Source organism: Pedobacter sp. P26 (assembly GCF_050632135.1).
Lineage (GTDB): Bacteria > Bacteroidota > Bacteroidia > Sphingobacteriales > Sphingobacteriaceae > Pedobacter.
The window spans coordinates 1,365,853-1,392,272 of record NZ_CP192574.1 but is presented as its reverse complement, the minus strand read 5'-3'; the positions used below and the strand labels follow the sequence as shown (position 1 = coordinate 1,392,272).

Below are 26,420 nucleotides of genomic sequence, written 5' to 3'. Positions count from 1 at the left end.
AACGCTTTTATAAAAAACGCTATTAATTCCGCCACTTCCCTTTCCAACAACTTACCATCAGTCTGTAGGGGGAAATTAATTCATTTTCGAAAGATTCGGCAAAAAAATTATTTTTTGGGCTTCTGGAAATATGTTTTAGTACCTGAAACCGGACTGCGGTATGTAAATAAGCCAATGGTTTTTCTAGATCCAGTTCTGTTTTTCTATTCCAGAGATCGGTAAAAATATTTTGGATAATATCCTGGCATTTCTCTTTTTCGGGTAAACGCTTGTAGGCGGCGTTATAGAGTTCTGCCCAATACAGATTATAAATCTTGCCAAACGCAACTTCATCTCCTTGCTTTAATAAGTCAAAAAGCACATAATCGTCATCACTATTTCTCAGAATTTTCAATGATTAGGTTTGTTGGGAAACCAAACATAATCATTTTTAAGAACTTTTAGCAATCCCTTTTGAGGAGAATTGCAGATCGTAAAGCTTTTTATAATAGCCGTTTAACTTTAATAACTGTTGGTGTGTGCCTTTTTCTTTGATTTCTCCCTTATCCAGCACAATAATCTGATCGGCTTTCTGAATAGTTGACAGGCGGTGGGCGATTACGATCGAAGTACGCCCCTCCATTAAGTTATCAATAGCCTTCTGAATCAATAATTCCGTTTCGGTGTCAACTGAAGAAGTGGCTTCATCCAATACTAAAATAGCCGGATTGTGGACCAATGCACGGATAAAAGAGATCAGTTGGGCCTGCCCTGCCGAAAGCGTTGCTCCTCTTTCCATTACGTTATATTGGTAACCACCTGGCAAACGTTCTATAAAATCGTGCGCACCTACCTTTTTGGCTGCATTTACTACTTCATTGAGCGTAATTTCGGGATTATTGAGTGTGATGTTGTTCAAAATCGTATCCGAAAACAGGAAAACATCCTGGAGTACGGTTGCGATATTACTTCTCAGGTAATCCAGGTCAAAATCTTCAATACGGATGCCATCAACGATAATATCTCCTTTTTCGACTTCATAAAAGCGGTTCAGGATATTGATGGTAGAAGATTTACCCGCTCCGGTTGCCCCTACTAATGCTACGGTTTCGCCTGATTTTACTTCAAACGATAAATCTTTCAACACATAGTTTTCATCATTATAGGCAAACCAAACCTTCTCAAATTTGATGTTCCCATCCAGCTTTGCTGGTTTCTGTGTTCCTTCATTTGGCGTAGTTTCATCAGTATCTAAAACTTTAAAAACACGTTCGGCACCAACCATTCCCATCTGCAAAGTATTGAATTTATCTGCCAGCTGACGGATCGGCGTAAACACCATGCCCAGGTACATGATAAACTGTGTAATGGTTCCGGGCGTTACATCCAAAGGTTTAGAAAGAATACTTTTTGCACCATACCAAACCAATAAACCCAATGACATAGCGGAGATTAATTCCACCACAGGAAAAAAGATAGAATAATACCAGTTAGAACGGATATTGGCATTACGATAGCGCTTGTTAATGGCATAAAATTTCCTATATTCCTGTTTCTCCCTCGCAAAATACTGCACAATAGATACGCCTGTAATGTGTTCCTGTAAAAAGGTATTCAGGTTGGATACTTCATTCCTGATTTCCTGAAAGGCAACTTTAATGGCTTTCTGAAATTTCCGGGTAGCCATGATTAACAGGGGAATAGGTAAAAGTACCACTAAACTCAATTGCCAATCGGTGTATAACATTACACATACAATTACCACCACCTGCAAACTATCTCCGATCATGGAGATTAAACCTTCCGAAAAGATATCCGCAATGGTTTCTAAATCTGAAACTGTCCTGGTGATTAACTGGCCAATGGGTGTTTTATCGAAAAATTTTAGGCGGAGTTTCGTAATATGGTTAAAAACATTGATCCGCAGATCGCGGATAACCGATTGACCTAATGTATTGGTTAAAAGCGTATGATTATATTGGATCAAAGTCTGTAAAATCAACATAAAGATCATGAGCATTGTCATATTCACCAGGCCAGAATAATTGCCTGTTAAAATATAATGATCAAGCGTATACTTAATTAAAAACGGACGTACCGGAGAAATAGCCGCGAGCATAATGGTTAAAATAACCGACCACACAAACACGGTACGGTAAGGCTTTACGTATTGAAAAATACGTTTCAGTAATCCGGTGTTGTATACGTCGCCTGTAACTGCCATTTTTAGGGTTTAGGGTGTAAGGTTTAGGGTATAAGACCTTACACCGTCTTAAAATTTAAATTATACTATCTTTTTTGTTGTAATTTCACTTTTTCTATGGTGGTCGCTGTACCTTCCACCTTAATCCCTTCTACCTTATATAAGGATATTCTATCTTCACTAAGTACAAGCCACAAGCAGGTACCGATTGACCAGCATTGCTGCGGTTTTTACTTTCTATAATTGCTTTAAAATCCGTTAAATTTATTTCTTTTTTACCGATCTGTACCAAAGTACCCATAATGGCTCTCACCATGTTGCGTAAAAAACGGTCGGCCTGAATGGTAAAAACCAGTCCATCTTCCGTTTGTTCGAAAACGGCTTTGGTTATTTTACAGTTATTGGTAAAAGTTTGTGTGTTCGACTTACTAAAACACGAAAAATCGGTATAATTTAATAATAATGCCGCTGCATCGTTCATCACTTCTACATCCAATTTATCTTTAACCAACCATGATCTGTTAAGCTTGAAAGGATTTTTTTCGAAGTGAATGTAATATTTATAAGCACGGGCAGTTGCATCAAAGCGGGCATGGGCATCATCATGTACGGGTATAATCTGTTTTGCTGCAATTTGATAAGGTAACATGGCATTGATTCCTGTAATGGCATTCAAGACCTTAAGCTCTTCTACATTTTCAACATCAAAATGGGCATAAAAATCTGTGGCATGCACGCCAGCATCCGTTCTTCCACAGCCCAATGTTTCGATTGGTTGCCTAAAAAAACAGACATCGCCTTATCTAACAATTCCTGAACGGTGATTGCATTAGGTTGAATTTGCCAGCCGTGGTACAAGCTGCCATCATAAGCCAATTGGATGAAATACCTTTTTTTACTCAAAGTGATGCAAAAGTACAGTTTAGCAGGCAAAGGGCAAAGCGCTAAGGTGGGAGTTTGGAGCAAACTTCCATCATAGACATCAATTAATGCGTCTTATGAATCCCTGTTCCTATTCGGAACTTTAATCTTTCTTTCTTTTCTCAAAAAAGGCTAGATTTGTTGCTATACATTTTACATTCATGATACAAAGAATACAATCGATCTGGTTTTTTTTAGCGGCTTTAACCTTAATTTTAATGTTGTTTTTACCTATCGCAACTAAAGTAGGCAATGAAACAGAAGTTGCAATATATACAACGGGACTACATCAAACATTAATCGGAAAATCTGGAAGTGGATTCACAGTGGCATTTCATCTACCCTTACTCATTACCAATATTGCTGTTGCACTTATTTGTTTTATCAATATTTTCAATTATAAAAAGAGAAGTTTCCAAAAACGCTTTGCCATCGTTTCGATCATATTAATCGGTGGTTTTGCTTTTTGGTGCAGTATTTATGCTCAAAAGTTACCCGGCGGTATTGAGGGTGCAAGTTTTGGCTTCGGTGCTTATTTGCCCGCATTGGCTATTTTATTTGTTGTGTTGGGTATTTTCGGTATCAATAAAGACGAAAGATTAATCCGTTCGGCTGAAAGGTTGCGATAATTCTTTAATTTCAGCAGAAAATTACCGCTCTACCCGGATGAAATTAAACAATGTCCCTTATATTTTTGCTGTATTTTTGCTTTGCGGAATCTTATCCTGCAGTAAGCGTATCAACACTTTCGGAAAAACCAAAATCGATAAAAGTGTTGATTCTATTTACCTTAAACAGAGAATAGCAGAGATCAAAGGCTTAAATACCGATGGTTTTACGAAAGCATCATTCAAAGGCACAGCCGATACCGCAATTGTATACCGATTATTAAAACCTAATCACGCTAAAAGCAAACTTCCATTAGTGATCGTGTTTCATGGATCGAATGCGGTTGGAACCGATAATACCAGTCAGTTAGGTATTTTGGCAAAACTATTTGCAACCGATGAAATACAGGCGAAATACCCTGCTTTTATTTTAGCACCCCAGTTTCCTTCACGTTCGTCGAATTATGTTTTAGATCGAAACAGAAATGCATTAACTTCAGTACCACAGCCTTGCCTAACAACGGCATTACAACTGATTGATAGTTTAAAAAGCACTTTAAACATTGATGAGAAAAGAATTTACCTCATTGGCTTTTCAATGGGGGCTTCTTCAGTGATCAATGCTTTAGCATTAAAACCAGATGTATTCGCCGCAGGAATCAGTATTTCGGGCATACCTCAATTTAACCAGGTAAATCGACTCGCAAACATTCCAATCTGGCTGATCCATGGCAATATAGACAGTGAAAACCCCTTCAACAGCGACAAGCAATTCTTTAAAGAGGTAAGCTATCAAAACAAAACCAGGTTTTGGGAATTCGACAATCTTGCCCACAACGATATATTTGCTCCAGAACTATTAACCTATGAGTTACCGAAGTGGTTATTTAAAAATACACGTAAATAATTGCATTAAGCCCGCCACCTAAACCCGGTTGGAGTGATAATCCTTTTAAAACTTGAAAGGTTTGAAAGATTGAAACGGAAAACGGGACTGATGCAACCTAAGCCCACTTCAACTGCTTTCCAGGTAAAAAACACACATCCTTATCACAATCACGTCCTCAATCTAAACCTGCTTCATTCCTCATTTTCCATCATCCATTTCACATCACCCCTTACTTCCTTATTTTCAAATATTTAGCCTTAAAAAACTATTTACTTGATTATCTGTGAAATACGGATTATTAACCTTACCTTTGCGGCTCAATTAAAAATAAAAAGACGAATGACAAACCCATTTCAATTATTGGGGATAAGTGATGACGTCGTTAATGCCGTAAAGGATCTTGGATTTGAAACTCCAACACCTATTCAGGAGCAAAGTATTCCTGTACTGTTAGAAGGCACTAATGATTTTGTTGGTTTGGCCCAAACAGGAACAGGAAAAACAGCCGCATTTGGTTTGCCGCTGTTAGAACTAATCGATTTTAAAGTTAACAAACCACAGGCATTGATTTTATGCCCTACCCGTGAGTTATGCTTGCAAATCGCTAACGACCTTAAAAACTTTTCTAAAAACATTGCTAATGCCCACGTTGTTGCCGTTTACGGTGGCGCGAACATTATGCAACAACTACGCGAAATCCGTCAGGGAATTCAGATCGTAGTGGCCACGCCCGGCCGTATGCTGGATATCATTGGCCGTAAGGCAATTGATTTTTCAAACGTTAAATATGTTGTGCTTGATGAAGCTGACGAGATGTTGAACATGGGTTTCCAGGACGACATTAACGACATTTTATCAACTACTCCTGATGACAAAAAAACCTGGTTATTCTCGGCTACCATGCCTGCAGAAGTTCGCCGTATAGCTAAAAACTATATGGATAACCCTGTAGAATTAACTATGGGCACAAAAAATACAGGTAACGTAAACATCGAACATGAATATTATATTGTTCGTGCACGTGATAAGTACGCTGCCTTAAAACGTATTGTAGATTTTAACCCTGAAATTTTTGCTGTAGTATTTTGTAAAACCAAATTGGATACACAAGATGTTGCCGAGCATTTAATTAAAGATGGTTACAATGCTGATGCTTTACACGGCGATTTATCGCAACAACAACGTGATAAAGTAATGCAACGTTTCCGTGAGCGCAACATGCAATTGTTAATTGCTACTGATGTTGCTGCCCGTGGTATCGATGTAAACAATGTAACACACGTAATCAACTATTCTTTACCTGACGAAATCGAAAGTTATACCCACCGTTCTGGTCGTACTGGCCGTGCAGGTAAAACCGGTATCTCTATCTGTATCATCAACTCTAAAGAATTAGGAAAAATCCGTCAGTTAGAGCGCATTATTGGTAAACAATTCACCAAAGCTGAGCTTCCTACAGGATTTGACGTTTGTGAAAAACAATTATTCTCTTTGGTACATAAAGTACATAACGTAGAAGTTAATGTAGAGCAAATTGATCAGTACATTCCTCGTATCATGGATGAATTCAAAGATTTATCTAAGGAAGATGTAATTAAACGTTTTGCTTCATTAGAATTTAACCGTTTCCTGGATTACTACTCTAAAGCTCCTGATTTAAATGCTGCTGTTGGTGATGATCGTGGTGAAAGAGGTGAGCGTGGTGAAAGACGCGGACGTGGTAGCGAAGGTTACACCCGTTTGTTCATCAACTTAGGTTCTGTAGATGAGTTTACCCGCGGCGATATGTTATCATTTATCTGTAACAACGGTAAAATTGGCGGTAAAAGCGTTGGTAAAATCGATTTAAAAGGTGTTTTCTCTTTCTTTGAAGTAGAAGACGCTGTAGCTGACAAAGTTTTCGAAGGCTTTAAATCCGTTGAATTCAATGGACGTCAGGTTCGTATTGAGAAAAGCGGAGACGGTGGTCGTGGTGAAGGTGCTGGCGAAAGACGCGGTGGCGGTGAAAGACGTAGCGGTGGTTTCGGCGGAGAACGCAGAAGCGGCGGTGGCGGTGGTTACCGTGGCGGAGGTGAGAGAAGATCTGGCGGTGGCAGCGGAAGACGCGAAGGCGGAAACAGCGGTGGCGGTTTCAGGGATTTCTCTGGTCGTAGCCGTGATGACAAAGGTGGTAACACCGGAGGCCCACGCAGAGAAGGCGGAAACCGTGAAGGTGGAAGCGGCGAGCGCAGAAAAAAATGGTAAATTAAAAAAACAATATTTTACAAACCGGTCTTGTTTATTCGAGGCCGGTTTTTTTATGCAATTTAAAATTTTCAACTACCGTCAGGCCCAAGAAAAACGATCATACTTAATATTCTCAGCATCCATGAATTCACCAAATAATGAATAAGCTTTATTTCCACTAAATTGAAGCTTCAAAGCTTGTAGTAAACCAGATCTGTCACCCTGCTCTAAATTGAATATTTGGTAAAATTTAGCTACTTCTTTCAATTCAATGGAATAGCAATACTCATAATCAGAATCTCCCCATATCTCTTTTACCGATTTTCCAATATCGTATCCATCAAAGTACAATTGGTCATTATCATTAAAATACAATTCCATCGATATTTTGATGTCAGGTTTTTCCAGATAAAATAAAGTTACTTTTTCCAAGGTGTGAGTCTGTTTTATTCTAGTAATGCAGGATATTGACATTTGACACGAAATCTAAGTATAATTTACAAATTTCACAGCATCAATGAGTACAACAGCGGTGTCAGATATTTCTATCTGACATACTTAAATGATACAAACGCGCATATTTTCCTAACCAAATCGCTTTCGAAATATTATATTTAACGTTTATATATACTAATAAGATCATGCGTTATTTAAAGTTTTTCATCATTTTATTTGCACTATTCATAAACAGCAGGCTTTCTGCCCAACAAAAGGTTTCTGATCAAAAAATGCAATGGTTTGCCGATGCCAAACTGGGCATTTTCATCCATTGGGGTATTTATTCGGTTAACGGTATTTCCGAATCTTGGTCATTTTTTAACAACTACATCAATCATGATGCTTACATGAAACAGCTTGATGGTTTTACCGCTGCAAAATACAAACCAGAAGAATGGGTAAACTTAATCAAAGAAAGCGGTGCTAAATATGCGGTAATTACCACCAAACACCATGATGGTGTGGCCCTTTGGGATAGTAAAATTCCGAATGCAACCACAACAGTAATAAGCAGCGCAGCAAAAAGATTTAATCACCCCATTTGTAACTGAACTTAAAAAAACAGGATTAAAAACAGGCTTGTATTTCTCATTACCTGATTGGAGTTATCCGGATTATGATGGTTTTACCCGCGACAGGAAACGTTACGATTATAAACAGAATCCCGCGCGCTTTAAAAAATTTCAAAACTATTTCCAAGGGCAGTTGAATGAACTTTCGACCAAATATAATCCTGACCTGGTATGGTTTGATGGCGATTGGGAGCATAGTGGAGAAGAATGGCAGGCCAAAAATATATTATCGGACTTACGCAGGGTAAATCAGAATATCATCATCAACTCCCGGTTAAATGGCCATGGAGATTATGATACACCCGAACAAGGTGTTCCGGTGGTAAAACCAAGCTCGCCTGAATGGGAACTTTGTTACACCATGAACGATTCGTGGGGCTATCAGCCTTATGACAATCACTATAAATCATCCAACATGATTATCCGTACATTGGTTGATTGTATCAGTATGGGCGGTAACTTATTGCTTGATATTGGACCAAAAGCGGATGGAACTATTGCGCCAGAGCAGGTTAAAATTTTAAAGGATTTAGGCTGCTGGACCAAAAAACACAGTGAGGCCATTTACGAAACGCAAGCAGGTATCTCTGAAAAACATTTCAATGGAAAAACTGCAGTTTCGAAAGATAGAAAAACCCTATTCCTTTACCTCGATTATAAAACAGATGAAGGCATTTTGCTATCGGGTATAAAATCAAAAGTAAAAAACATGCAGCTAGTTGGTGGTGGTGAGGTAAAATTTGCCAACATTAGTGCCTCAGACTATATATTTAATATTCCGTTAACTGATTTTGATCAAGACGTTACTGTAATAAAAGTGAGTTTTAACGAGCCTGTCAGCCTTATTGAAGCCAAAAATGAAGCTATTTCATTAAAAGATTTATTTACGGCAAATAAGAAATTGAATTCTGCATCTTACAAGCTGAAAAAGTTAGCTAAAACCTTAGATAAGGGCATCAATATTTTTAATGACACCAATTTAGCAGCCGATGGAATGAATTTCAACGCGAACATTAAACCTTTGGATCAAACAGTGAACAACTGGGTAATTAAAAATGCGGAAGCACTATACAAAACAACGGGTGGAATTCTGGCAGGTCACTATCAGGGCAATACCGCACTTTCTGCAGATAAACAAACGCTTTATTTATTTGTAGAAGGCACGCCAACCGGGCCAATTGCCATTAAAGGTTTAAAAAATAACATCAGCAGGATCAGGATTGTAGGTGAAGGCACCATGCTTCCGCACGAAATTTATAACAAACTGTATTGGAGCAAAATACCGGGTATTGTTTACATTCCAGTGCCTAAAGACAAATTAGATCCTGAATTAACTGTAATTGCTGTACTTTTAGATAGCCCGATTGATCTGTACCGTGAAAAAGTCGGCGCCATTGAAAGCAACCTCTAATTATGTTCCGTTTAAAAATCCTTCGGCTCCGATACTAAACACAGATTCCAACAGAAAAGTCTTCGTGTCTACTGGAGTGCAATGGAATGGAGAGATCTTTGAATCATTTACGATAAAAATTGAAATTTAAAATATTTCTCCACTCCGGTCGAAATGACGAACCCACAAAAAACCAGTCATCAAAATTTATATGTTTTTATAAAACTAAGTCAGGAGGATGAGCATATGTGATTTCCACGCTTCCGTGGCAAAAAATTATTTAACAATTGTAAAATAGTGGCGCGACTTTAAGATTATCCTTAAATTGCATTACTTTCGCAAATCATGCAGGCAAAATATATCTCTTATCAGGAAACCGGATCATTTTCAAAACTGGTTTTAGATTATATTAACGATGAAGAACAGCTTAAAGCTTTTTACAGTTACCGCCCCGACATGGCCGGTTTAGCCAGCGCAATTAAGCATAGAAATTTCCCCGGAGACCGGACTACCTTAGTGCAGGTTTTGCAAGATCAATACCGGCATTTACAGCCTAATAAATCGGTTACGAAAAATATCGAACTTTTAGCCCTCGACAATACTTTCACTGTAACTACCGGTCACCAGTTAAACTTGTTTACCGGACCACTTTATTTCATCTATAAAATTGTAACCACTATTAATTTAGCCATTGAGCTAAAAATGGCACATCCTGAAAAGAATTTTGTTCCGGTTTATTGGATGGCTACTGAGGATCATGATTTCGATGAAATTAACCATGTAAGTGTTGATGAGAAAAACATCAGCTGGATACAGCAAACCAACGGTGCCACCGGAAGATTAAGCACCAAAACCGTTGCTGCTGCAGTAACGGCCTACAAAGGCTACCTGGGTATTTCTAAAAACGGAAAACGGATTGCCAAATTGGTCGAACAGGCCTATTTGCAACACGATAATTTGGCCGATGCCACCAGGTTTTTGGTCAACAACTTATTCGAGAAATATGGACTGGTGATCGTGAATGCAGATGATGAATTATTAAAAAAACAATTTGCTAATATCATTACTGAAGATATTATTCAGCATAACAGTGCTAAAAACATAGAAAACAGCTCAAAAAACCTGGAGGATTTAGGCTATAAAACCCAGGTAAACGGGCGCGACATTAATTTCTTTTATTTAATTGATAATTTGCGTGAGCGTTTGATCTTTGAAAAAGGAAAATATATCGTAAACCACACAGATATCAGTTTTACAGAAGAAACACTAAAAGCTGAAATCGAATCACATCCTGAACGTTTTAGTCCGAATGTAGTGATGCGTCCCATGTACCAGGAGGTTATTTTACCTAATATCGCTTATATAGGTGGTGGCGCCGAGGTAGCTTACTGGATGCAACTGAAAGCAAATTTCGATTTCTACAAGGTCGATTTTCCGGTTTTACTATTGCGTAATTCAGCTTTATTGATAGATCAACGCAGTGCTCAGAATTTATACCATTTAGGCTTTTCTTTAGAAGACATTTTCCTGCCGGTTGAAGAATTAAAAAACATTTGGGTCAAACGGAATACAACCGCAGAATTGAGTTTAGCTGATGAAACAAGAGCCATCAACAGTATTTTCGATCAGATTAAGCTCAATGCCTATAAAATTGATAAAACACTTTCTGTTTCTGCCGATACGGCGAAGCAAAGAACCAACCATTTGTTAGCTAACCTGGAAAAGAAACTATTCAGGGCAGAGAAAAGAAAGCATGAAACGGCATTGCTACAGATTGATAATGTAAAGAAAAGACTTTTCCCCAATGGAACATTGCAAGAAAGAATCTTGAATATTGCGCCCATGTATGTAAATTATGGAGAAGATTTTCTTTCATCCTGCATAGAAAACTTCGAACCACTGGGTGGCGATTTTACTGTTTTATTGCCGTAATATTAGTCCGAAGTCCGGAGTCGGAAGCCGATACCTCAAAGCGCCAATCTCGATACTTACTACTTGATACTAACAAAATGAACTTCATCACCTTTACTGAAACCAACCTTAGAACCTTCACCTACAACGTTTTTAAAAAAATGGGCTGTTCTGATGAGCATGCCGGTTTAGCAACCGATGTATTAATCCGATCAGATTTACGGGGGATCGACTCGCATGGCGTTGCCCGTTTAAGTGGCTATGTACGTCTTTGGGAAAAGAAAAGAATCAATGCTAAGCCCGACATCAAAATCGTACATGAAACACCTACTACTGCCACTGTAGATGGCGATGCAGGTTTAGGTTTAGTAGTTGCACCTTTCGCAATGAAGATTGCAATCGAAAAAGCAGAAAAATATGGTAGCGGATGGGTTTCAGTTAAAAATTCCAATCATTTTGGAATTGCCGGTTATCATGCTTTGATTGCGGTTGAAAAGGATATGATCGGCATCAGTATGACCAATGCGAGTCCGCTGGTTGCACCAACCTATGCAAATGAAAGATTATTAGGCACTAACCCAATGTGTTACGCCTTTCCAGCGGGAAAATACCCACCCGTAATTGTGGATATGGCCACCGCAGCTGCTGCTAATGGAAAGTTAGAAATTGCGCAAAGGGCAAATAAAAGTATTCCCGATGGCTGGGTTCAGGATAAAAATGGCGAAAACTCTGCCGATCCTAATGAACTAAAAAACGGTGGCTCGCTTCTTCCTTTAGGGAGTGATAAAGACCATGGCAGCCATAAGGGTTATGGTTTGAGCGCAACGGTTGATATTTTATCGGCAGTATTATCTGGCGCCAATTACGGACCATGGGTACCTCCATTTGTAGCTTTCTTAGAGCCATCGTCCAATCCGGTTGGCGAAGGACTTGGCCACTTTTTAGGCGCTATGCGTGTAGACGGCTTCAGACCCGCTGCAGACTTCAAAAATCATTTAGATAATTGGGTAGAACGCTTTAAAAGCGCAAAAACAATAGATCCTGATAAAAAGGTAATCATTCCCGGCGAACCTGAACACGAATTTGAGCAGGAAAGGAAAATCAGTGGTATTCCATTAATCGATGTTGTGGTAAAAGACCTGAATGAACTTGCTGTGAAACTGGGAATAGCAGAACTGAAGTAATTCGTTTTTATTTAACCGCAAAGGGTGCTGAGAAGCAAAGCGCGAAGATCGCAAAGTTGGGTGAGAAATTCTAAATATCCTTCAAGTCCGCTACCATTAGAAAGAATCTATCAGTCCGGCCGTCATTCTCGCGCAGGCGGGAATCTTAAAGCGTTTGCATTACGATTATTCATAAGTTTCCCTTGTTTCAAGATCCTGAAATAATTCAGGAGGACGAATACGATAATCTGTTCTTAGCGCTCCCAAAGGCTCTACGGATTAAGCAATAGAAAAAAATCTTAGCCTCGGCTTCGTGATTATTGATTTTCGAAAACTCAATCTTATTGGTCATCAGTAGAGACCTAAGCTTAACTTTACAGACAGCAGATACATGATCAAATCATTTAATTAATTTCTGATAAGATTGTCCTATCCTATATTAAACACATATATCATCTATTAAATAATACTTATTCTACCTATATAATTTTATATTTAATATCATATATTAGTACATTCATGTATATTAGATTTCAAATAATCTAATTATAAATCTACAAGCTAAATTCAAACTATGATCAAAAAAATCTTTATTCGCTCTTTGCAGTTTTATTTATTTTCATGATTTATTCATGTGCTAAAAAACAAAATACAGAAACCCAACAACACAGTGAAATACCTGAATCTGTATTAGCTACTATTAAAGAAATGGGATTTAATACCAATGGCATAACAATTATGAAAGATGGATATATTGTGGAAGGAGATATTTTTCTGCCAAAATCTTCTCTAGGTAAGGCCACAAACTCTTCAAACTTAATCATTGCTAAATCAGAACAGTACCAAACCAATAATCTTGTTCAAAACTTACCCCGTACAATAACAATTTCTGTTTCAAATTTACCTGCTGTTTATTCAACAGCAGCAAGTAATGCTGTTGGAAGGTACAACTCGTTAAACCTGAAAATCAATTTTCAATTGGTTAGCAGCAACGGGAATATTGATATCACTGGCTTTAATCAAGGTCCAACTCCTAATGGCACCCTATTAGGCTATGGTGGTTTTCCTTTTTCAGGAAATCCTTTTAATCAAATTGGATTAAATACAAATCCTGCTGCATTCGGTACAAATCCAGATGTAGGCTATATCACCTCTGTAATTCAGCATGAAATAGGTCACTGTATAGGTCTAAGACATACTGACTATTACGACCGGGGTTATAGCTGTCCAGTAAGCTGGGATGAAGGTAATAGCTATAATAGTGCTGATATTCAAAACTTTCCGGGGGCAATTCAAATACCTGGAACTCCTGCTTCTGCCGAGCCCAATTCACTTATGCTTGCCTGCAATAGCGGTGTAGATCGTTCTTTTAATACAAATGATATCGTTGCCTTAAACTATTTATATGGTTATCCTACATATACTTACTCCTTCAGGGTTACGACCATGAGTAATACACCAACTTATTATGGATTAATATTAAATGGAACTCATATTGCAGCAACAATTTCTACTCCACCAGTAAATACTACTTCAACCTATGTTTATAACATTAACAGTTATAATCCAAGTTCGACGCTGGTGGTAAAAATAAGTTCAGGATATATACCGGTGTCTGCCACAGCAAGTGCTAACGGCTCTACAGTTAATGGTGTTATTAATGCCAGCGATAAAACAATTACTTTTTCTAATCTTAACATGTCTGTACAAAATGGTTTTGTATCCATTGCATTAAAGAACTATGGATTAGATTAACCTTTGAAAAGCCGCAGATTTAACCAGGATCTGCGGCAAAATTACTTGATATGGATTATACCCAACCATAGGAGATATTTTTAGAGCTTAACCGTTAAGTTATCTTTTAAATAAAGAGCCTTGCTTGATGATCCTATCATGATTCTATATTCTCCCGGCATTACTTCCCATACATTATTGATATCAAGTGTTTGCAACACTTCCTTATTCAGTTTAAATGAAATGAGCTTTGTTTCACCAACCTTTAAATGTATCCGCTGGAAAGCCCTCAGTGCAAGGACAGGTTGGGCCAATTTGCTTAACAAAGGTCTCATATACAGCTGCACCACTTCTTCACCATCGTAATTGCCAGTATTTTTAAGTTCGAAATTTACCATAACTGTTTCATTTTTAGCGATGCTTTTACGGCTAAACTTCAAATTTTGGTAAGAAAAGTTGGTATAACTTAATCCATATCCAAATGGAAAAAGTGGCTCACCGCTTAAGTTGTTATAATCATCGCCTCTTCCGGTAGGTTTGTGGTTGTAAACCAAGGGTAGCTGCGATTCATCAATCGGATAAGTAATTGGAAGTTTACCTGATGGATTTGCTTTTCCGAGCAATACATCGGCAACGGCAGCTCCCCCTGCTTCACCAGGGTACCATACGTTTAAAACCGCGCTTACTTTATTTAACCAGGGTTGCATATTAATGGCACTTCCGCCGGTTAATACCACAACAATAGGCTTCCCGGTTTTTACGAGTTCTTCCAGTAACAACTCCTGGTTGCCGGGCAGCTTTAACATTGCCCGATCCAAAAATTCTCCTTCTTTTATACCTGCAACAAATACAATGGCATCATTATTCTTTGCCGCAGCCACTGCATCAGCTATTTCGCTTGATTTCCTGATATTATAGTCCCAGATCAGTTTGATCTTACCATTACCTTTGGGTTCAAAAAATTCAACCCTAATTGCATACTCCTTATTTTTTTCAAAATGAAAGGGAATTGTCCTGGTATTGAATGACTTTTTGTCCCAGTTATCGATCAGTAATTGGTTGTCAAGGTATAATCGGTAACCATCGTTACCTTCCAATCCGATATTAACATCTTCATTCTGCGGTACTTTAATTTTACCATCCCACCTTACAGAATAATCGTCCAGTTGGAGCTGCTCATCTGGTGGGTATAATGTCCAGCTGAAATTAACAACCTGATCATTTACTTCTTTAACAGGTTTTCCGGAGAAGTGAAGCCCTTTGTAATAGCTTCCTTTTAATCCTGCTTTTTGATCGGCAGAAAGAAATTGGCTGTCAATTGGAATATAAACTTGCGGCTCACGACTACTGCCTTTTAAGTAATTGACCTTAATGTCATTTGATACTGCATTTTTTAGTCCATCCCACATATTTAGCTTATTGTTTCCAGTACCGCTGTAGCCGCCTAACCTGGCTTCAACAGCATCTTCCCCGAGAAGTAAAATATGCTTTGCACTTTTTAACGGAAGCGTATTGTTTTCATTTTTTAGCAGCACAAAAGATTTTAAAGCAGCCTCTTTTGCCAGATGATGATTACTTTGATCGCTTAACATCTTTTCAGCAATACTTTCATCTACATAAGGATGCTCAAACAAACCTAACTCAAATTTCGCCCTTAAAACCCTTCCCAATGCATCATCTATTCTCGATTTGGGAATACTGCCATCCAAAAATGCTGGGAGAAAAAGTTTATAATGGTTATAATCTACCTGGAAGATGACATCGAGGCCAGCATTAATTGATTGTGCCGTTGCATCTTTATAATCTTTAGCCGTAAAATGTAATACATTGGCTCCTCCAACTGCGCCTGCATCAGAAATCACGAAGCCCTTAAAGCCCCATTCTGTTTTTAGTTTAGAGGTAAGCAGCCATTTATTGGAGGTTGCCGGAGTACCAAAAACACTGTTGTAGGAAGTCATTAATGAACGGATGCCTACATTTTTAACGCCATCTTTAAATGCAGGGAAGTGGATTTCTTCCAGAAAATGTCTGTCCGCTTCTATAGGATAACTATCGCGCCCACCATCGCCCACATTGGCAATAAAATGCTTTGGCGTAACAATAATATTCTGTCTTTCTATAGCATTCATGAAAGCATGGCCCAGAACGGTTGTTAGATAAGGATCTTCTCCATAGGTTTCTTCTACCCTGCCCCATCTTACGTCAGTAGCCATATTAATTACCGGCGCCAGAAGATCTCTTAAACCACGTGCCTTTGCTTCACTGGCAATAGCTGTACCGATTTTGGCTACCAAAGCAGTGTCAAAACTTGCCGCTAAACCAATTGATTGTGGAAAGGCCGTTGCCCCTTGCCTAACCAAACCATGTAAAGCTTCATCAAATGGAATGATTGGAATGCCCAAACGGGTTTCTTCAATGAAGTATTTTTGAATCTTATTAACCTTTTTAGCCAGAGAAAGTCCGTCTTCAGAGGTATTGTAGGTTAACATCTGTTGTGCATTGCCACTTCCCTGTGCAGCAGCACTTACCTGCAAACCAAAAATCCCATGCTTAAACTGGTTTTTATTTTGTTCGGTTACATCACCCGGAATCATGAACAACTGCCAGAATTTTTCTTCCGGAGTCATTCTCGAAATCAGGTCTTTTACCCTTAAACCGATACTTAATTTTGGATTTTTATAAGGCAAGGTTTGTTCTTTTTTAACCTGAGCAAAAAGGCTGCTGCATAAAAACAATGCGGGCAATAAGCATAGGTATCTTCTCTGTTTTAGCATTACTAATTGGTTTCGGGTGTAAAAGAAAAAGTCAAGGCAATTTTCTCCTCGGTTTTTGGAAAATCAAAATGTACTTTGCCATCTATCAGCTTCCATTTTACTTTTTGCTTATTACTTAACAGGATAATAGAAGTCCCTTTTTTGGGGATGCTTCCCTGCCAGGAAATTTCTTTAGGCGCGTTACCATCCAGCAAACTGATTCCATAAATGGTTTTACCATCTTTACTTTGGGTAAACCAATTTTGCCCATCATGGTAGTTTTTGGTAATCCGTGTTCCGTAAATAGCTGTACCATTTTTTGAAGTCCACTGCCCAATTTCTTCTAATTTTTTAATCACATCGTCAGGCAGCATTCCATCTGCTTTTGGACCAACACCTAAAAGCAAACTCCCGCCTTTGGCAACAATTTCTACCAGTTTATGCACCACTTCACCTGCTGATTTATATTGATCGTTGGGTACGAAACCCCAGGCTCCGCCTAAAGTCATGCAGCTTTCCCATGGGTAATCCAATTGCTTTTCAGGGATTTTCTGCTCAGGAGTCTGGTAGTTTTCATACTGGCCATGTACCGTTCTATCCACCACAATTAAACCAGGTTGTGCTTTTCTGGCATCAGCTGCAATTTTAGGCATATCAATATCCTGGCTCCACTCCGGAATTGGAGCACCCCATGAGCGGACTTCTTCATTAACCGACGCCAAAGGCCTTACCCACCCCCCATCTAGCCATAAAATATCAATGCTTCCGTAATTTTTCATTAGCTCGCCAATCTGGTTCTGGGTATAGCTTTTAAACTTATTCCAACGCCACGGATTCATTCTGATGTCGTAATTGTTATTTCTATCTGCAGTGGCATATTTGTCCCACCAATAGTATTGCGAATGCCAATCAGGTTTAGAAAAATAAGCACCGATCATAAAGTTTTCTTTGCGGAATGCATCGAATACATATTTAGCAACATCTTTTCTAGGGTTGTTGGCAAACGGACCTTTTGCAATGCTGAAATCAGATTGTTTGGTATCAAACATCGCAAAACCATCGTGGTGTTTCGTGGTAAACACCAGGTATTTCATGCCTGCATCTTTACCTGCTTTTGCCCATTGTTCGGGGTTGAACTTTGTAGGGTTAAACTTTTCGCTCTGCCCCCAATACCATTTTTTATAATCTTCGTATTTGATGGTACTATCCCTCTCGATCCAGTCTTCAGAGCAGATGGACCAGGATTCGATAATTCCGGGTACCGCATATAAGCCCCAGTGAATGATCATTCCAAATTTTTTATCCTGCCAAGTATCGAGTTTTTGTTTAACAGCGTCATCTTTTGGCCATTCGTAAATCTCTGATTGAGGCATAATGTCGTTCTGCTGGGCAGAAGAACGATGTACAAACAGTATTAAACAGAAAAGAAAGTAAATTTTTATCTTCATTATCAGGGTATAAAATCCCGACCAAATGCTGGCCGGGAAATGAATAAATTTGATTTAGGATTATGGCATCCAATACACCTTTTTAGCAACTTGAACATTAGCGTCTACATTACCACCAATCGCATTCAAATTAGAAAGGTTGTTGGTTTTCTCATCGTCAGGATAAGGCAACCTATTATAAGTAACAGGGGTATAAGTGCCATCTTTAGGTGTCACCCCGGTACGTCTGACTGTACACCAAGTTTCTACTGCATTAAACATGCTTGCCAACCACGACTGAGTAATTATTTTCTGATAATTTCCGGCTACATCACCAGTTGTAAACTTAACAGCAGGATTACTGGTAAAAATATCTATCTGTGCCTGGGTAATTGGACCAGGTTTAGCAGCAGCAGGCCATATTGCGGTGGTATTGCTATTAACTGTAGTATACCAAAAGTTAACAGAGGCTTTCATCCCTTCATTATATTCTGTTTCGGCCAAAGCCTGATCAGCACCAACGCCTATACCTTGGTTATAAATTTCGGCCTTTAAGAAATGTACATCTGCTTCTGAAATAATTACATAAGGGAAACTCTGAAAATCACGCACGAGATAATAATTAAATGCAGCAAATTTATTACCAGGATCGGTACCCGGTGCTTTTGGACTATTGGTTGATTCATTAGGATAAGGTGTACCGCCATCTTGTACAGATCCATTTTGTGGTTGAGGCACCCACTTACCGGCATTATTTGGCATAAACCAGACTTTATAACGCGGATCAAAAAATCCGGAACCATCATCAGCATTGGTTGATGACATTTTAGCGAATACATTTGAACTCATCCTAATGTTTGAAACAGAGAGTTCGCGGAATGCATACCAATAGCGATCACCATAATCTGGAGAATTTGGGATAACCACTAAAGGAAAACTGCCGAAATTACTTTTGTATAAAGCTGTAAGATCTTGATCGTTAGGTAATGGGTAGGTAGATGGATTACCCAGAATTTCTGCAATGATGGCCTTCGCCTTGGTTTGCAGATTGGTTTTACTTAAACGAACAGCGTAACGCAATCTTAAAGCGTTTCCAAATTTTTTCCAAGCAACAAAATCGTTGGCCAAAAAAGATTCATAGGTCCCTATTGAGCTTTGGTTCTGTCCACCAACACCTTCAACAGCAGCTTTTAGATCATCTAGTACACTATTATAAATACTTTCTTCTTTATCATACTTTGGCTTATAGTTTGCTGAGCCTTCGGTAGCAACAGCAGCCTGGCTATATGGTATATCTCCATAGCGATCTAACATCGATAAAGTTTTTTGGCTCATCAGGATAGTTGCCATATACTTTACATCATTATAAATACCTGGGTTGGGGGCAGCACTAACAAGCTTTAAAAGTTGTTTATAATCGGCCAGATCCTGGTAGTAATTACGCCAAAAAGTAGTGATATAATTAATGTATGGCAAGTTTTTATTCTGAACACCCTGCTGATTGGTAATAGGCATAAACAGACCGGCATAGATCGTATAATCTTCTTCTGTTGCGCGTTTTGCCAAATTATTAAAAAGCCTGCAGGTGTTGCCGTAGAAACAGTTGCATCTTTATAGGGCTTATTTAATTCTTCGAAACCTTTTTTACACGATGCCACACCAATGACAAGCGAGAGGCCAAGTATACTATGGATTACTTTATGTTGAATTTTCATGTGATTAATGCTTTAAATGATTAAAATGAAGATCTGATAGTAAAACCAAATGATCTTGTTTTTGGCAGAGATCCATATTCTATACCCTGCATATTACCAATGCTGTTTACACCTTCAGGATTTAAACCTTTAGGGATAGTGGTAAAGATGTAAAACAGGTCTCTTCCAACCAATGAAAGTGATAAGTTTTGGATAACCTTGGTTTTTTGGATAAACTTAGCTGGCACTTGATAAGTTAAAGCTACTTCCCTTAATTTCATCCAGGAATTTTTGAATACCGATGCAGAACGTGGTACACCAAGGTGATTCCAGGCTGAGAAAGTGCCTTGATAATACCATTGATAGTTTACCACATCCGTGTTAGGCGTACCATTTGTAAAAACTCCACCAAAATTAACTCCGGTATTCGCCGTGGTTCCATCTGGATACACTAAAGGTAAACCTCCCCCATTACGCTCTTTTAAGGTCTCTACTAAGTTTCCACTACCCATACCTGCAGCATAGGAACCAAAAAAGGTATCGCCTCCAATTTTAGCATCAGCCAATACATATAATGAAAAAGCCTTATACTTAAAGGTGTTTGTAATACCACCGGTTAACATTGGTTGAGAATTACCAATTGGCACTTCATCCTGCGTTAATACCCATTGCGTACCCGCGTAATAAGTTTTTCCATCAACGGTATACTGCAAAGGCAAATCGTCCGTGCCAGTAGCCCGTTTTACAACTTTTTGGCCATTAAGATAGGTAAAATCTTTTCCATAAAGTGTTCCGTAATAATCACCAACTTTTACCCTTTGGGTAATACCACTGCCACCAAAAAAGTTTCCAAGTGTTAAGGTTTCAACGCCATCCTGTAATTCCAATACTTTAGTTTTAGCATGCGCTCCACTTATAGATACATCCCAGCTAAAATCTTTCGTTTTTATTGGAGAACCACTAATAATAAACTCAAAACCGGTATTACCCAACGATCCTGTATTAATTTTCACATTGTTAAAGCCCGATGATAAGGCCAATGGATTATCCAAAATCTGGTTAAAGCTTTTCATGGTGTAACCTGTTAAATCTATATTTAATCTGTTTTTAAATAGACCTAAATTGATACCAGCTTCGAACGATCTGCTTTTTTGTGGCTTTACACCTTCAAATTTTAATGTGCCCGGTAAACTTTGTGCCTGCTGCCCATTATTTGTGGTTACATCCAAAAGATTAAAAATAGAGTATGGGTCGGTATCTGATCCTGTTTCTGCATAAGAGAGTTTCAACTTTCCGAAACTTAACCATGGCAAACTATTCTGCAACCCCTTAATTCCATCCGTAAATACATAACTCAAATTAGTTGCAGGGTAAAAGTAGGAGTTTGAGCCATTTGCCAATGTACTCGACCAGTCGTTACGGGCTGTAGCTTCTAAAAACAAATAATTCTTGTAAGAAAGGTTTAAAAAACTGTATGCAGAATTTATCTTTTTGGTGTATTTTGTTTCCTCTGGCTGTGGAACCGGGTTTGAACCATTATTTAAAGCAAAAACAAATGGTTTTACTAAACTTCCATCAGTGCGGTTACTCGAAATATAATCATTACGATAATAGCTTTCTACTCCAGCGGTTAAGCTTGCATTAATTTCTTTGCCAAAAAGATTGTCTTTATGCAAACGAGCGAAAGCTTGTAGGTTGGTAGACAGATTCTTGGCTTGTGCCAACTTATAAGCACCGTTTGCCTGCCCTAAAACATCGGTAGGATAATTTTTTACAGTAGTTACATCGTTCGAATTATCTACTCCTCCTTGTGCGGTTACATTTAAGAAGTCTGTTAAATCAGCCATTACCTTCATCCCCCGGTAAGTCCATTACGATTAAAAAGCGTGTTATTGTTATTAATATTCCAATACTGGTTAGCTAAATAACTTCCGCTGTAAGGATAAGCTGGTGAACCCGCAGGGAAATTACCTGGGGTAAGTACATCTTTACGCGAATTATTTGGACCATAAGTATTGTCAAAATCTACGTAAGGATTATAATCTCTTGGCATGGAATAAATTACTCCACCTAAATAGCCCGAACCAACAGTAGGGGCATTTAAACGGGTAAAGTTTACATAACTTGCGGTTACTTCTGCACTTACTTTTTTAGAAACCTTAAGTGTAGAGCCTAAGTTAAAAACGTTCGATTGGATATTACTATTTAAAATATTGGCTTTAGTATCATTTCGGGTATAGGAAATACGCCCAGTAGCATTGTCATTGCCACCAGAAATGGCTACATTATGGCTTACCACAGAACCATCAGGAAAAAATGCTTTCCAATTATCTGGCTGAGCCGAATAAGGCCTTAAAAACCCCATCATAATTCAATATGGGTAGATTATCAAATCTGGGCCCCCAAGATTGACTACCGGGATAACTGAAATAGGCATCTGTTGCTTTTCCATTTGGATAAGGAACCGTACCAAAAGAATTACTTAAATATTCACCCTGTGCTGTATTCCCATTACCAATTTGATATCTTTGTCCGGCACCATTAATTGGGAACATTTTACTGTTATCTGCAGTTAACATGGAAGCTACACCGCCTTGCCCATATTCATTTTGAAAATTTTGTATTTCGTAAGGATCTGTATGTCGGTAAGAATAATTATAATCGATACCAAGTCCTGGGCGGTTACTCCCTTTTTTGCGTGTAATTAAAATAACACCATTACCTCCCCTTGCACCATATAAGGCCGCAGCAGCTGGTCCTTTTAATACCGTAATGCTTTCTATATCATCCTGGTTAATAAAGTTCATACCTGTACCCCAATCGTTATTTGAGGAAACATCGGCTCCTGTATTACCGGCAACAGATGAAGTGTTATTGCCGTTTACATTGGCTGGATCATTATTTATGGCGACACCATCTACAATAATAAGCGCCCTGTTATCACCTGTTAACGAGGTATTTCCACGGACAACAATCCTTGATGAACCTCCTTCTACCCCACCTCCTGATTGTGAAATCTGTAAACCAGCCACTTTACCCATTAAACCCTGTGCTATAGTGGGCGCCTGGCCAATTGTTAAATCTTTTCCGGATACTTCCTGCGTAGAGTAGCCAAGCGCTCTTTTTTCCTTTTTAATTCCAAATGCTGTAGTAACCTGAACTTCCTCCAAACTATTAGCAGAAGACTCTAGTTTAACATTTACAACGGAAGATGTTCCTACTGTAATTTCTTTTGAAGTGTAGCCAATAGACCTGAAAACAAGGATATTTCCATCTGCTGCAGAAATAGAGAATTTACCGCCTGCATCTGTCTGGGTAACTTTAGCTGTGCCCTTAATGGAGACACTGACGCCCGGCAGTGGGCCAGATGCTTCCACCACCGTACCGGTAATGGTTTTTTGTGCAAATGCGGTAATTGTTAAAAAACTCAATAACAACACACTTAAGCACTTTAAGTACATTTTTTTCATAATTTATTTAGGTTTAGATTAGTTAAGGTGGTTCACTATTTGGTTTAATAACTTTTCTTTATTTCTTCATATATTTCTCCTATTAGTTAAAATTTAATTTGCTTTATTATTAAGTTAAACTATTCAAATAAACTATTTTCTACCATCAAGCTAGCTGCTGCCAATAGTTCGGCCTCGTCGGTTAATGTAGATAACTTAATTTCCGTCTGTTCAGCTACTCTCGGTATACAAAATTCGTTAATAGCCTGTTGTATGGGAGGGAGCAGCATTTTTCCTGCTTTTGCACCACGACCACTTAATACAATCCGTTCAGGATTCATAATATGGATTAAAGTGGCTAATCCTTTACCAATCTGAAATGCGGCATCAGCCAATATAGAAATGGCTACAGGATCTTGTTTTACAACTGCATTCAAAAAATGATCTACATGGCTTTTACTTTTGTCATTAAAAAGGGCTTTCAAACTCGTTTCTTCTCCATTTTTTACCGCCGCTTCTGCTTTTTGAACCATCACCAAAAGTGACGTTTCAACTTCAAGGCAACCTCGCTTACCACAAGAGCATAAGGCATTTGAATTAGATAAAGGGATATGGCTAAATTCGCCCGCATAACCACTACTACCCCTGTATAATTTGCCATTAATAATCATACCCAAACCTGTACCCCAGCCAATATTTACTACAAGTACATCTTTTAAATTTCTTGCTTCACCAAAGTTTAATTCAGCTAAGGCGATTAAGCTCGAATCGTTATCTATATAAACTGGTAAACTTAATTTTTTAGCGAGATAATCTTGCAGGCTTATATCGTTTTCAATTTGCATAAAGGAATAGTTTATTCCCTTATCTGCATTCACAAAACCCGGCATACCAATACCAATTCCCAATAAATTTTCTTTATCGATTGTTGATTTCTTGATACAGCGATCAATGAATTCAATTAAAGTATCTGCACTTTTACGCTCGGTCATATCTAAATCAATCACCTGTGTGGGCAAAACCTGATGATTAGATAAATCATATATGGTTAACTGACTGGTTAACTGATCCATGGCTACGGCTATGATGTACCTCTTATAATCGGGGTTTAATAAAAAATTTAAAGGGCGACGGCCTCCGGTAGATGGAGCGAGTCCTTGCTCAATAATTAAACCATCTTCTATTAAAGCATTTACAGTAGACGTGATTAGAGGCAGGCTCTTTTTAATACGTTTACTTAAATCGGTGAGAGATGATTTTTTTATAATAAAGCAGCTTAATGATGTCGGCCCTTAATCGTTGTGCTTTCTTAGTAGTTGCTGACATTTTTGATTGGTTTAAATAAATTTACAAAAAAAAGAAAAGAAAATCAATCTTTTTAAAAAAATTAAAAAGATTAGTAAAATTGACTTATTTACTGTTATACTTTGCAAATAAATCAATTTGATGGGTAGAAAATTGTAATTTTTAATACGATTAAAATAAAAACAATGCAAAAAATTGATAGCTAATTAGAAATGCCACAGAATGCATCCTATAAATTTCTATTAACAAACTCCTCAGCTTTAATAAGAAAATGCATTATGCTTATATCAATTGAGAAAAAAGATATTTTATTTTATACAGGCTATTTTAAGCAATGAAGCTATTGTCAGTTGCAGCTTCCTTCTAATTATTTTTTTGGCTTTCCAAAATATCAAGGCTTTTATTTTCATCACCTTCTTCATATTTTAGAAATATCAGCAACATGGTGAGCATTTCGTCCGTAGATTTCATGTCGTTGGCAGAAAATACCATTTTTGGAGGATTATTTGGATTATTTGGATTATCCTTTGTATTATCGTATGTACCTTCTATGGTCAGTACTGATCCTTTAGGAACTTTAATTAACTTATTAAATCTATAAATCTCTTGCCATCTAAAATCCCAGGCGGGAATGGATATCAGTTTAATAGTATCACCTGCAGCCGTAACAGCATAAGATTTAAAGCTCTTACCCAACAAATGCATATGTGGCCATACATACAACAAAGATTGATCCTGAGGAGTTAAAATTTTAAGATTGAATTTTTTTACAGAATCAGCTTGGATCATAAAATAGGGATCGATAGAGCTCTCGCCTACTCCCCCAGAACCTAAACTAACTACATTTACGACACGTTTAACTGGTGTATCTTTAAAGAAGAAATTTATACCCGAAATATCCTCTTCGGTTTTGCCAATGGGTGCGTAATGTATGGTAAGCAAAACAACACCACGTTTTGGCATTACCCATCCTAAATCGGCAGGGTATGATTCGAATGTAGTACCAGGTATCCAACCACCATAGTAAGTCATTTCTTTTTTAAAGGGCAGGTATTGATCGTAATTTATTCTTGATTCGTCAGTTAAATTTACAAAATCAGCACCTTGTTTAATATCTATATCATCAGGAACCGGATGTATGGCAAAATTTGCATGATGGATATTTTTTTTGTTGGTTGAAATAAATTCTATAGCTGCTACATTTTTAGCTGAAGCCATTTCGAAAGGAATTTTAAAAACAATAAACCGCTCCTCATTATCTCCCTTCACCTCAAATGCTTTATTAACTTTCAGCGTAATATCAGGTTTTCTGTTATACTGCGTACCCGAAATAAATTGCGTATTAACTGGCTCTTTGTTTTTTTCCATTCCTTCGGGAGCTTTATTGTCTATCCAGCTGATAATTGTTTTCTTTTCCTGATTGGTTAACGAACGATCATTTGCAAACATGCGGTAATGATTATCGGGTTTCCATGGCGGCATAAATCCCGATTCAACTACATCTCTGATAAATGAAACCCTTTTGGCAACATCAGCATAGGTTAGCAACGAAAAAGGTCCTGCCTCACCCGGACGATGACAAGGTGCACATTTAGTTCGGATTATTGGAGCGATATGTTCATAGTAGGTAATTTTCTGTCCATAAGAACTTCCAAAAGCGCAACAAAGTATAATTATTGTAAAGAGTTTATTAAGCAT

The 26,420-nt window shown here is 38.1% G+C and carries 20 protein-coding genes; 8 read left to right on the top strand and 12 right to left on the bottom strand.

Going from position 1 to position 26,420, the window contains the following annotated elements; genetic code table 11:
• Positions 1-22: 22 nt before the first annotated feature.
• The 3 genes from ACQ86H_RS06555 to ACQ86H_RS06545 form a co-directional block, all read right to left on the bottom strand.
• The gene (locus ACQ86H_RS06555) at positions 23-394 is read right to left on the bottom strand and encodes an RNA polymerase sigma factor (protein ID WP_431294225.1); all 372 of its coding nucleotides are present in this window, start codon (positions 392-394) and stop codon (positions 23-25) included.
• Positions 395-430: 36 nt separating this feature from the next.
• A complete protein-coding gene (locus tag ACQ86H_RS06550; protein WP_431294224.1) occupies positions 431-2,203 on the bottom strand; it encodes an ABC transporter ATP-binding protein in 1,773 nt (590 codons plus the stop codon).
• 130 nt (positions 2,204-2,333) lie between these two features.
• Complete coding sequence (locus ACQ86H_RS06545) at positions 2,334-2,945, bottom strand: tRNA pseudouridine synthase A (RefSeq protein ID WP_431294223.1); 612 nt, start codon at positions 2,943-2,945, stop codon at positions 2,334-2,336.
• Positions 2,946-3,264: 319 nt separating this feature from the next.
• On the opposite strand from ACQ86H_RS06545, the gene ACQ86H_RS06540 reads away from it, so the two are divergent.
• From ACQ86H_RS06540 to ACQ86H_RS06530, 3 genes are all read left to right on the top strand, one after another.
• The gene (locus tag ACQ86H_RS06540) at positions 3,265-3,732 is read left to right on the top strand and encodes a DUF4293 domain-containing protein (RefSeq protein ID WP_138818169.1); all 468 of its coding nucleotides are present in this window, start codon (positions 3,265-3,267) and stop codon (positions 3,730-3,732) included.
• A 37-nt stretch (positions 3,733-3,769) separates the two neighbouring features.
• On the top strand, positions 3,770-4,618 hold the full coding sequence (locus ACQ86H_RS06535) for an alpha/beta hydrolase-fold protein (RefSeq protein ID WP_138818170.1): 849 nt from the start codon (positions 3,770-3,772) through the stop codon (positions 4,616-4,618).
• Positions 4,619-4,939: 321 nt separating this feature from the next.
• A complete protein-coding gene (locus ACQ86H_RS06530) occupies positions 4,940-6,844 on the top strand; it encodes a DEAD/DEAH box helicase (RefSeq protein WP_138818171.1) in 1,905 nt (634 codons plus the stop codon).
• Between the two features lie 81 nt (positions 6,845-6,925).
• Here the strand turns inward: ACQ86H_RS06530 and ACQ86H_RS06525 are convergent, their stop codons facing one another.
• The gene (locus ACQ86H_RS06525) at positions 6,926-7,258 is read right to left on the bottom strand and encodes a hypothetical protein (protein WP_138818172.1); all 333 of its coding nucleotides are present in this window, start codon (positions 7,256-7,258) and stop codon (positions 6,926-6,928) included.
• 209 nt (positions 7,259-7,467) lie between these two features.
• On the opposite strand from ACQ86H_RS06525, the gene ACQ86H_RS06520 reads away from it, so the two are divergent.
• The 5 genes from ACQ86H_RS06520 (at position 7,468) to ACQ86H_RS06500 (ending at position 14,115) form a co-directional block, all read left to right on the top strand.
• Entirely contained in the window at positions 7,468-7,875 is a 408-nt protein-coding gene (locus tag ACQ86H_RS06520) for an alpha-L-fucosidase (protein ID WP_431294222.1), read from the top strand.
• Between the two features lie 28 nt (positions 7,876-7,903).
• Positions 7,904-9,307: an alpha-L-fucosidase gene (locus ACQ86H_RS06515; RefSeq protein ID WP_431294221.1), complete on the top strand. Its 1,404-nt coding sequence runs from the start codon at positions 7,904-7,906 to the stop codon at positions 9,305-9,307.
• 324 nt (positions 9,308-9,631) lie between these two features.
• A complete protein-coding gene (gene bshC / locus ACQ86H_RS06510; protein WP_138818175.1) occupies positions 9,632-11,218 on the top strand; it encodes a bacillithiol biosynthesis cysteine-adding enzyme BshC in 1,587 nt (528 codons plus the stop codon).
• A gap of 77 nt (positions 11,219-11,295) precedes the next feature.
• Positions 11,296-12,381, top strand: a complete 1,086-nt coding sequence (locus ACQ86H_RS06505; RefSeq protein WP_431294220.1) for an Ldh family oxidoreductase — start codon at positions 11,296-11,298, stop codon at positions 12,379-12,381.
• Positions 12,382-12,981: 600 nt separating this feature from the next.
• Entirely contained in the window at positions 12,982-14,115 is a 1,134-nt protein-coding gene (locus ACQ86H_RS06500) for a M57 family metalloprotease (RefSeq protein ID WP_431294219.1), read from the top strand.
• 80 nt (positions 14,116-14,195) lie between these two features.
• Here ACQ86H_RS06500 and ACQ86H_RS06495 read toward each other — a convergent pair whose 3' ends face one another.
• From ACQ86H_RS06495 to ACQ86H_RS06460, 8 genes are all read right to left on the bottom strand, one after another.
• Positions 14,196-16,868, bottom strand: coding sequence for a glycoside hydrolase family 3 C-terminal domain-containing protein (locus ACQ86H_RS06495; RefSeq protein WP_431294218.1), 2,673 nt, complete (start codon positions 16,866-16,868; stop codon positions 14,196-14,198).
• A 2-nt stretch (positions 16,869-16,870) separates the two neighbouring features.
• Positions 16,871-18,295, bottom strand: coding sequence for an alpha-L-fucosidase (locus ACQ86H_RS06490; protein WP_138818179.1), 1,425 nt, complete (start codon positions 18,293-18,295; stop codon positions 16,871-16,873).
• Between the two features lie 60 nt (positions 18,296-18,355).
• Complete coding sequence (locus ACQ86H_RS06485; protein ID WP_431294217.1) at positions 18,356-19,840, bottom strand: SusD/RagB family nutrient-binding outer membrane lipoprotein; 1,485 nt, start codon at positions 19,838-19,840, stop codon at positions 18,356-18,358.
• 169 nt (positions 19,841-20,009) lie between these two features.
• Positions 20,010-21,815, bottom strand: a complete 1,806-nt coding sequence (locus ACQ86H_RS06480) for a hypothetical protein (RefSeq protein WP_431294216.1) — start codon at positions 21,813-21,815, stop codon at positions 20,010-20,012.
• 5 nt (positions 21,816-21,820) lie between these two features.
• Positions 21,821-22,336, bottom strand: coding sequence for a hypothetical protein (locus ACQ86H_RS06475; RefSeq protein ID WP_431294215.1), 516 nt, complete (start codon positions 22,334-22,336; stop codon positions 21,821-21,823).
• Positions 22,296-23,438: a carboxypeptidase-like regulatory domain-containing protein gene (locus ACQ86H_RS06470; RefSeq protein WP_431294214.1), complete on the bottom strand. Its 1,143-nt coding sequence runs from the start codon at positions 23,436-23,438 to the stop codon at positions 22,296-22,298. The genes ACQ86H_RS06475 and ACQ86H_RS06470 overlap by 41 nt, the downstream gene beginning before the upstream one ends.
• A 119-nt stretch (positions 23,439-23,557) precedes the next feature.
• A complete protein-coding gene (locus tag ACQ86H_RS06465; protein WP_431294213.1) occupies positions 23,558-24,424 on the bottom strand; it encodes an ROK family protein in 867 nt (288 codons plus the stop codon).
• 661 nt (positions 24,425-25,085) lie between these two features.
• A complete protein-coding gene (locus ACQ86H_RS06460) occupies positions 25,086-26,420 on the bottom strand; it encodes a cytochrome c (RefSeq protein ID WP_431294212.1) in 1,335 nt (444 codons plus the stop codon).